This is a genomic window from Shewanella sp. TC10 (genome assembly GCF_009663145.1).
Lineage (GTDB): Bacteria > Pseudomonadota > Gammaproteobacteria > Enterobacterales > Shewanellaceae > Shewanella.
On sequence record NZ_VKHR01000030.1, the window covers coordinates 46,659 to 55,600 of the forward strand.

7 protein-coding genes are annotated in these 8,942 nt (G+C 37.8%); 5 read left to right on the forward strand and 2 right to left on the reverse strand.

All coding sequences use genetic code 11. From position 1 onward, the window contains the following. Positions 1-205: 205 nt before the first annotated feature. From FNZ24_RS11820 to FNZ24_RS11830, 3 genes are read left to right on the forward strand one after another with little or no spacing between them, the layout of a single operon-like run. Positions 206-2,938 carry a DNA methyltransferase gene (locus tag FNZ24_RS11820; RefSeq protein WP_153914686.1) on the forward strand — a complete coding sequence of 911 codons (2,733 nt, stop codon included), beginning with the start codon at positions 206-208 and terminating at the stop codon, positions 2,936-2,938. Continuing rightward, the gene (locus FNZ24_RS11825; RefSeq protein ID WP_153914687.1) at positions 2,931-4,859 is read left to right on the forward strand and encodes a DEAD/DEAH box helicase; all 1,929 of its coding nucleotides are present in this window, start codon (positions 2,931-2,933) and stop codon (positions 4,857-4,859) included. Before FNZ24_RS11820 ends, FNZ24_RS11825 begins: the two co-directional genes overlap by 8 nt. Then, entirely contained in the window at positions 4,859-6,133 is a 1,275-nt protein-coding gene (locus FNZ24_RS11830; RefSeq protein WP_153914688.1) for a GIY-YIG nuclease family protein, read from the forward strand. The genes FNZ24_RS11825 and FNZ24_RS11830 overlap by 1 nt, the downstream gene beginning before the upstream one ends. A gap of 315 nt (positions 6,134-6,448) precedes the next feature. On the opposite strand, the gene FNZ24_RS11835 is transcribed toward FNZ24_RS11830, so the two are convergent. Further along, the gene (locus tag FNZ24_RS11835; protein WP_153914689.1) at positions 6,449-7,327 is read right to left on the reverse strand and encodes an aspartate/glutamate racemase family protein; all 879 of its coding nucleotides are present in this window, start codon (positions 7,325-7,327) and stop codon (positions 6,449-6,451) included. A gap of 633 nt (positions 7,328-7,960) precedes the next feature. Between FNZ24_RS11835 and FNZ24_RS11840 the strand changes: the two genes are divergently transcribed. Together FNZ24_RS11840 and FNZ24_RS11845 are read left to right on the forward strand one after the other, a co-directional pair. After that, complete coding sequence (locus FNZ24_RS11840) at positions 7,961-8,263, forward strand: hypothetical protein (protein WP_153914690.1); 303 nt, start codon at positions 7,961-7,963, stop codon at positions 8,261-8,263. After that, positions 8,263-8,718 carry a hypothetical protein gene (locus FNZ24_RS11845; RefSeq protein WP_153914691.1) on the forward strand — a complete coding sequence of 152 codons (456 nt, stop codon included), beginning with the start codon at positions 8,263-8,265 and terminating at the stop codon, positions 8,716-8,718. Before FNZ24_RS11840 ends, FNZ24_RS11845 begins: the two co-directional genes overlap by 1 nt. Positions 8,719-8,745: 27 nt before the next feature. Here the strand turns inward: FNZ24_RS11845 and FNZ24_RS11850 are convergent. Then, the coding region (locus tag FNZ24_RS11850) for an integrase core domain-containing protein (protein ID WP_153914692.1) at positions 8,746-8,942 on the reverse strand (197 nt) is incomplete at its 5' end.

Sequence of the window (8,942 nt, forward strand, 5' to 3'; positions counted from 1 at the left end):
CCTCTTCCTAAAGAAAGCCTAATACTATGACTTTGCGGAATAAATACGTCACAGGTCATGTTCTTAAGCCGAACTTAGAAGTATGATTGATGCCACATGGATCATTGTCTATGGTGGTGTTATGACAAGGCAATGCTTGCTGAATACTTAATTCGATAACGACAAAAGTAATAGTGGTGAAAATACTGCTGCCTTAGGAATCCTGATGAATATTACCAAAATAGAAGAAATCGTTAAAAAATTAGCTACAGATATTAATGCTAACCAAGTTAACAAGGATGAATTTGTATACCAACTAATGGCGGCTTACGGTCATCGTAAAACAACCATAGGTCGTATTAAATCAGGTGAGCGTAATTTATCTAAAGTTGATGGTGAAGTCAGAGCTAAGCGCCATATTTACTTTAAGCAAAGCCAATATGATTGTGTGTTGTTAGATATCGACAACATGAAAAAAGAACCTTCTGTTTCTCGTGATAAAATTCGTTTTGTTATCGCTACAGACTTTAATCAGTTTGTTGCCTTAGATACTCGTACCCACGATACCTTAGATATTGAGTTTAATGAACTAGGTAAACATTTTGATTTCTTCTTACCTTGGGCTGGTATGGAAAAAGCGGTTTACCAAGGTGAAAATCCTGCTGATGTTAAAGCGGCTGAAAAAATGGCTAAGTTGTTCGACTTAATCAAAGCCGATAATTTTAATGAAGAGAACAACGACGATACCACGGCACTTCATAACCTAAACGTATTCTTAACCCGTTTACTGTTCTGCTTTTTCGCTGAAGATACAGGAATATTTACTCAAAACCAATTTAGCGGTGAGCTTGAATCACATACTAAGGTAGATGGCTCAGATGTTGATAGTTACTTAAACCGCTTATTTGAAGTTTTAAATACCAGTAAAGAAAACCGTGGTGACTTACCGGACTACTTAGCTAATTTTGAATTTGTAAATGGTGGCTTATTTGCAAATACTATTGCGTCACCAAGGTTTGCCACTAAATCACGTAAAATGCTCATTGAGTGTGGCAGTGAGCTAGATTGGTCTAATATTAACCCTGATATTTTTGGCTCTATGATTCAAGCCGTAGTTCACCCAGACCAGCGTGGCGGCATGGGTATGCACTACACCTCTGTTACCAACATTATGAAGGTGATTGAACCGCTATATCTCGATGAGCTTTATGCTGAATTTGAAAATATTGAAGATAATATTGATGCTAAGTTAAAACCAAGTCGCTTACGAAAATTACATGATCGTATTGCTGAAATTAAAATTTTCGACCCTGCTTGTGGATCGGGCAACTTTCTGATTATTGCCTTTAAAGAGTTACGTAAGCTGGAGATGGAAATCATCAAGCGTTTACAAGAATTAGAGCAGAATGATAACCAAGATGACCTGTTTAATGATGTTGGTTTAGATTCTTCTTTTTCACGTATCAAGCTTTCTCAATTTTACGGCATTGAACTAGATGACTTTGCTCATGAGGTAGCGATCCTTTCGCTTTGGCTTGCTGAGCACCAGATGAATGTTGAGTTTAAGTCTGAATTTGGTGAGTGTGAACCAACCCTACCACTCCATCACGGAGGCAATATAGTGCATGGAAATGCGTGTAATGTTGATTGGAATGTGGTTTGTCATAATGATGGTAGTGAGATTTACGTTTGTGGGAACCCTCCATATGCAGGGCAAAGAAATCAGATTGACCAGCATAAAGTGGATTTAGATGTAGTTTTTTCAGGAATGAAAGACTACAAAAAAATGGATTATATCTCTTGTTGGTTTTTTAAGGCTTCAACATATATAAAAAACAACCAGATGATTTCATTTGTAACAACAAACTCTATTTGCCAAGGAACACAGGTAAATATGCTCTGGCCTAAACTTTTTAATGCCGGAATAGAAATTTATTTTGCTTACGCACCTTTTAAGTGGACTAATAATGCTAAAGATAAAGCAGGTGTAACTTGCACAATAATTGGGTTAGGTAAGCCCAATAGTGGTAGGAATAAATATATTTATAACAGCATGTATAAAGAGTTTGCAAAGAATATAAATGCTTATCTTGTGGATGGAGAAAATTTAATTATAGAAAAAAGGAACTCACCAATATCTAAACTTCCCAAAATGCAAGGGGGGAATCAACCTAGAGAAGGTGGTTTCTTAATGCTTGATGATACTGAAAAGAACTCCATAGTTGAAAACGATGGGAGAATTACTAAGTTTATTCGCCCTCTAATGGGGTCTAATGAATTTATTAAAAGCATCAAAAGGTGGGCTATATGGATAACTGATGAAACATTAAGTGAAGCTCTTGGTATTCCAGAATTACAGAAGAGAGTTGAGTCAGTTAAAGCTCATAGAGAAAATGGTAATAGTGTTGAACTTTCATTCAAGAATGTTCCACATAAGTTTGTAACTACGAAAACAGGCAAAGCTCATCAGTTTATAATTCCTATCGTCTCATCAGAAAAGCGGGAATATATACCTATGGGGTTATTAAGTTCAGATGTTGTTGTAACAAGTAAAGCATTTTCCATTTTTGATCAGCCTTTATATGTTCTTGGGCTATTGCTTTCAAGAATGCACATGCAATGGGTAAAAGCTGTTTCAGGTCGATTAGGCACGGGAATCAGTTATTCATCACAGATTTGTTATAACACATTCCCTGTCCCTGATATCCCTGAAGGTAAAGAAGAAGTTATTGCAAACCTAGTCTTAGATGTCCTCTCGACCAGAGAAATGTTCCCTCAAAATACGCTTGCGGAATTGTATTCTGGTGAGTCAATGCCAGAAGAGCTAATCGACGCTCATGCAGCTTTAGATTCTGAAATTGAAAAGCTTTATTCAGCAAGTGAATTTAAATCCGACATTGAACGGCTCTCACTACTATTTAGTTTATATAAAGAAATGACAGGAGGTCAAAATGCGTAATTTAATGGAATTCAAATATGCCCAAAGTGGTGCTAGTTCAAATACAAATGACATGGGCATGCGAGCCATGCAGTCTCGTGCTTACGAAGGAAGAAACAGCCAATACCTGTTATTAAAAGCACCACCAGCTTCAGGTAAATCACGTGCATTAATGTTTTTAGCGTTAGACAAGCTACATAACCAAGGCGTAAAAAAAGCGATTGTCGCAGTTCCTGAGCGCTCTATCGGTGGCTCATTCGATACTACAGAGCTAAGCAAATATGGCTTTTTTTGTGATTGGCAAGTGGATAACGACAATAACCTTTGTACGCCCGGTGGTGAAACTAGTAAAACCAAAGCATTTAAATGTTTTATGGAGGGTAACGATAAAGTACTAATTTGTACTCATGCTACGCTGCGTTTTGCTTTCCAAGAAATCGAAGACACCGCTTTCAATGATTGCCTAATTGCTATTGATGAATTTCATCATGTTTCAGCCGATGGTGAAAATGTATTGGGTGATGTTTTACGCTCTATTATGGAAAACAGCAATGCTCATATTGTTGCTATGACAGGCTCATACTTCCGTGGTGATAGTGTTCCTGTATTAACACCTGAACTTGAAGCTCAGTTCGACAAAGTATCATTCAACTATTACGAACAACTTAATGGTTATAACTTCTTAAAATCGCTCGGCATTGGTTATCACTTCTACCAAGGTAAGTACACCGAAGTTATTCATGAAGTGCTTAACTCAGAAGAAAACTACGGTAAAAAAACCATCATTCATATTCCCAACGTTAATTCTGGTGAATCAACCAAAGAAAAATATGATGAAGTAGATGCTATTTTAGAAGTGCTAGGTGAAGCGGGTAAACGTGACCCTGATACTGGTGTGATTCCTGTTACCCGACCTGACGGTACAGTAATAAAGGTAGCCGATTTAGTTGAAGAAAATGATCGCGATGTCATTCAAAACTACTTGCGTAATATTAAACATCTTGATGATATGGATGTAATCATAGCACTAGGTATGGCTAAAGAAGGTTTTGACTGGGAATACTGTGAGCATGCATTAACCGTAGGTTATAGAAGCTCGTTAACTGAAATAATTCAGATTATTGGTCGCTGTACTCGTGATAGTCCAAACAAAACACATGCGCAATTCACTAACCTAATAGCCAAGCCTGATGCTGAAAATGACCAAGTAACCATTGCTGTAAATAACATGCTTAAAGCGATCACTTGTTCACTGCTTATGGAGCAAGTATTAGCGCCTAACTTTAAGTTTAAAGCTAAAAAAGATGATGATGTTGAGCCAACGCCTCCGGGCACAATGAAAATTGGCGGCTTTAAAGAGCCAAGCACTAAGCGTACTAAAGATATTATTGAGTCTGATTTGGCTGATTTAAAAGCGGCTATTTTGCAAGATGATAAAGTTATTGCGGCATCAGCAGGTAAAGTTGACCCAGAAGTCGTTAATAAAATACTTATTCCTAAAATAATTCGACTCAAATATCCTGACTTATCTGAAGCTGAAGTTGAAGAAATTCGTCAACAAGTGGTGGTTAATTCAGCGGTAAGTACGGCTGAGGTAAGTGAACAAGGCGGTAAAAAGTTTGTTCGCTTAGCCGATAAATTTATCAACATTGATGAATTGAGTATTGATCTAATCGATCAAATTAATCCTTTTCAAAAAGCCTTTGAGATACTGTCGAAATCAGTAACTACTGACGTACTTAAGCTTATTCAAGAATCGATTGAAACCACCCGTATTCAAATGGACTTTGATGAGGCTAAATTGTTATGGCCTAAAGTTAAACAGTTTGTTCATGAAAATGGCCGTGAACCTGACTTAAACGCGTCTGACTTTACCGAAAAGCGTTTGGCTGAATGCTTAATTTACATCAAACAAGAAAAGCGCAAAAGGATGCAAGCGTAATGAAAAATGAAGAATGGCAAAAGTTAAAGTCGATGGAGATGGACGACTGGTTAAGCTTCATTAACGATGATGACAAATTAGGGCTTACAACGGTTAAAGTTAAATCTAAAGCGCCGACGGCTGATGAGCACTTAGTTGCGAAATTTCAAGAGATAAATGACTTCTATAAAGCGAATGATCGTTTGCCTGAAAACAATATGGCAAACATTAGTGAGCTAATGTTATTTAAACGTTTAGATTCTATTAGAGGTAATGATACCCAGTGCCATGCGCTGGTTGATTTTGATGAATTTAACTTATTACCATTAACCCATGAAGTTGCAGAGCCTGCGGCAGAATATAAAGCAGAACCGAAACCTGAATCAAAGCCAGTGGTAAAAGAAATAAACTCTGTTGAAGATATATTTGCTGATGATGATTTTGGCCTACTGGGCGATACTGAAGATAGCATTTTTAACATCAAGCACGTGAAAACCGACAAACGTGCTGAAAGCGACTTCGTTGCTAGACGAAAATCATGCAAGGACTTTGCTAAATACAAAGACCTTTTTCCAGTTGTTCAGCAAGAGCTAAATAATGGTCAACGTAAGATCATTGAGTTTGATGATAAAGGTGAAAAGCTTCAAGCTGGTGAATATTATGTGTTAAGTGGGGTGCTGATGTACCTCGAACATATAGATATCACCAGTGAAGCAAAAACGGTGGATGGAAAGCGTTTCAGAAAGGATGGGAGAACTCGGTGTATTTTTGAGAATGGTACAGAGTCGAACATGCTTTATCGCTCTATTGCTAAGTCACTATATGCTGATGGAAAAATGGTTTCTCCAAAAGGTGATCACTTCTCTGATATTAAAAATGTTGGTGAAGGCGATGAGTCGGCTGGCTTTATTTATATCTTATCAAGCCAAAGTGAAGATCCTCGTATTAATTCAATTTCAAATTTATTTAAAATTGGCTATGCAACAACTCCCGTTGCAAAACGTATTGCCAATGCTGCAAATGAACCAACCTACTTAATGGCCCCGGTAAATGTTGTTGCTGAATACGAATGCTACAACATGAACACGCAAAAGTTTGAGAACCTTATTCATACCGTATTTAAAAATGTTTGTATTGATGTAGAGGTAGCAGATTTACAAGGCAATATGTGCAAACCGAGAGAATGGTTCAGTGTACCAATCGAACAAATAAATACTGCTATTGAGCTTATTGTTAATGGGCAGATTGTTAATTACCGATATAACTCATCGATTCAGAAGCTTGAATTGAGATAGCATATTTCGCTAATAGGGGGCATCATAGTGTTCCATAACTGTTCCATAACTGTTCCACAAACTGTGACATAACAGGCCAACTTCCGTTATACTTTGAGTAATTTAATTAGGTGTCACTAAGTTACAAATAGGGTCCCACTGCTTACCTAGGTAAGTTAATGCGCTGCTCGCGTTGGGACCGGGTAGGTCGCTTGAGCCTGTGAGCAATTGCAGGCCTAGATGAATAACTGTCCACGACAGGACCCGGCTTATCGGCCAACTCACCAATTTTAAGCGAAAGGCCTCACAGCAATGTGAGGCCTTTTGGTTTCCAGATTATGCACTCGTTGGTACGCGACTCACAATATAGTCGATAACCTCATCGTCGGTATGCACATCTAATGGAGGTAGGGCTTGAGTGGTTGTCTCATTGTTGTTTACGCGTTGTTCTGCCTGTTTATAAAGAATAACTGCGCGATCAGCAACGGCTTCCATTGGGTCAATAAATGTCATCGTAGGGAATGACTGCTGCAAAGCTTTTCGTACTAAAGGTAATTCAGTACAACCTAAAATAATGGTTGTTACACCTTGTTCTTTAAGTGAAGTGATCGCTTGTGTCAGAAGCGCTGCACTATGTACAAATTCACCCGCTTTAATACCATTATTTGCTCTTATTGATTGACCACACTCTGTCTTTTCTCCGGTAACCTCACCATAAATTGCACTGTGGACATAATGCTCTTGTTGGAAACGTTCAGGTTTTACAAATACTAAGTTGGCTTTGGTTAAATACGTGTCGTAAATACCAGAGTTATATGTGCCATTAGTACATAAGATACCCACAACAGCTTCTGGGTTTTGCGCTTTAATGGCGTCAACTGTGGTGCTGAGCATATCTAAGATGTATACATCAGTTTGTTGCTGAACTCGTTCACGGAAAAAGTGTGCTGTATTGCATGTCATAACAGCAAATTGCACTTGTACCTGCTGTAAAATATTGGCTGAATTAACCATCTCTGGCACTGGATCTTTACCGCCTTCATTGATGGCTTCTGAGCGATCTGCAATATCAGGGTTTTTGACTACTATCATGCCCATGTGGTTTTGATCTTTTAATGCACCATGTTCTATTTCTTTTTTTGCGACTATGTCTTGAAACAACGCATCAGCTTCAGGACCCATGTTACCCATTACACCAAATCTAACCTTTTTCATTTTTACTACCTTAATGTTTATTGATATGGGCTGAGATTAAGGTAGTAATTCGACAAGGCTAACTCTATTTTGATGGATCTAACCCTCTTTATTAAGTGTTGAACATAACTGACAACCTGTTTGTTATAAAGGTAAGTTCAAATTAATCATCTCCTTATGGTTATTCGCTTCGCCATATATGAGTGTCAAGAATGTATGGATGAAGAGAAGAGTGATTAATCTAATTAAACTCTGTGTCATTAGCTTAGCCAATCTAAATATTCTCAACAGACTGAACATTCCCGAAGACAATTGATTAAAAATAACTACGGAGTTTGAGCTTTATTCAAAGGTGCTTTACCTGCATATTTTCAGCACCTGAACTTTTAGAGGCTACAAAGCGCGAACCACAGTCAGCGGAGGTTAAGTTAGTCGCTCTTAATAACTCGTTTATGCAATTACTCTTTAATGAGATGAACAAATAGGCTTGATAAACATCATCAAGCAGATTCTGTTGCCATTTTTTTACGAGACATAGATTTTTGTTTAATTTCAATCAAAAATGAGTGAAATTAACATAAGAACTTTCGATATTTCGAATATAGGAGTGGTACTCGATTTTAATGAAGAGAACTGTAGGGTGAGCTTTTTATAATGGGTGTCATGTTAATTTATTTCAAAAGAAAATCACGCCGTGGTTATAAAGATGCCGAAATGGCAAAAATTGCCACTCAGTTGCGTCATTTACCAACGGGGAAGTCGAGCACTGTTTATGCAAGTTTAGGTTATGATTCTGCGGCTGATAACAATGCCAAGTTTCCCAAAAATAATGTAACCAGTCGTTTTAGGCAGCATAATATTAAAAACTGGCTCATCAATGATGCTAAAGCGTATCTGCTTGATGGGATAGATGACGAGACAATAAACGAGTTAATTACTGCAAGTGAGGAGTTTTAATGAGTGATTGGAAGTGTGACGACAAAGAGTGGATGAAGCAGCGTAAAAAAGAGTGGCCGCAGTATCGGACTAATATTTCTGAGGCTTTGGTTGAGGTTACAGACTTATCTAAAGAAGAATTAAATAGTTTAAAAAGCTATTTTCTCACCGGTGATAACAATGCGCTTGAAACACTTTATAAGATCAGGAGTGGTTTATTTCTTCAGCTCTGGCTGCATCCAAGTGAAAACATGGACACATTAAAGCAAGTGTTTCATCGCCATTGTGAAGAAAAAAAAAGCTATTCAGATATACCTGCTTATAGGGTGAATGATAGAAACACTTTTTATAGAATTGCTAAGCATAGGCATAATGTCCCTTATAAAGGGGTTAGTCGGTTAAATGGTCGGGAGTGGGTAATCGATCAAGTTTTTATGCCTCAGACCTTAGAGGAGTATATTGATGTGGTCAAGTAAATCTGTACACGCTTAGGGGAGTTATTATCATGCCGCCATTTCAGCTGCCGTTGGGGTCATATAATTATTGTAACTATGCCCGCGTTTTGTATTGTAATGTTTCAATATGTAGTTCAGCACATCATGTTTTGCTTCATTAAAATGTTGATATCCGTTCTTTGGCATCCATTCCGTTTTATAGCTCCTAAAAAAACGCTCCATTACGGCATTATCCCAGCAATTAC

Excerpts from the sequence above, each read along its gene's own strand:
- FNZ24_RS11820 (WP_153914686.1), top strand. The coding sequence starts at position 206 with ATGAATATTACCAAAATAGAAGAAATCGTTAAAAAATTAGCTACAGAT.
- FNZ24_RS11825 (WP_153914687.1), top strand. The coding sequence starts at position 2,931 with ATGCGTAATTTAATGGAATTCAAATATGCCCAAAGTGGTGCTAGTTCA.
- FNZ24_RS11830 (WP_153914688.1), top strand. The coding sequence starts at position 4,859 with ATGAAAAATGAAGAATGGCAAAAGTTAAAGTCGATGGAGATGGACGAC.
- FNZ24_RS11835 (WP_153914689.1), bottom strand. The coding sequence starts at position 7,327 with ATGAAAAAGGTTAGATTTGGTGTAATGGGTAACATGGGTCCTGAAGCT.
- FNZ24_RS11840 (WP_153914690.1), top strand. The coding sequence starts at position 7,961 with ATGGGTGTCATGTTAATTTATTTCAAAAGAAAATCACGCCGTGGTTAT.
- FNZ24_RS11845 (WP_153914691.1), top strand. The coding sequence starts at position 8,263 with ATGAGTGATTGGAAGTGTGACGACAAAGAGTGGATGAAGCAGCGTAAA.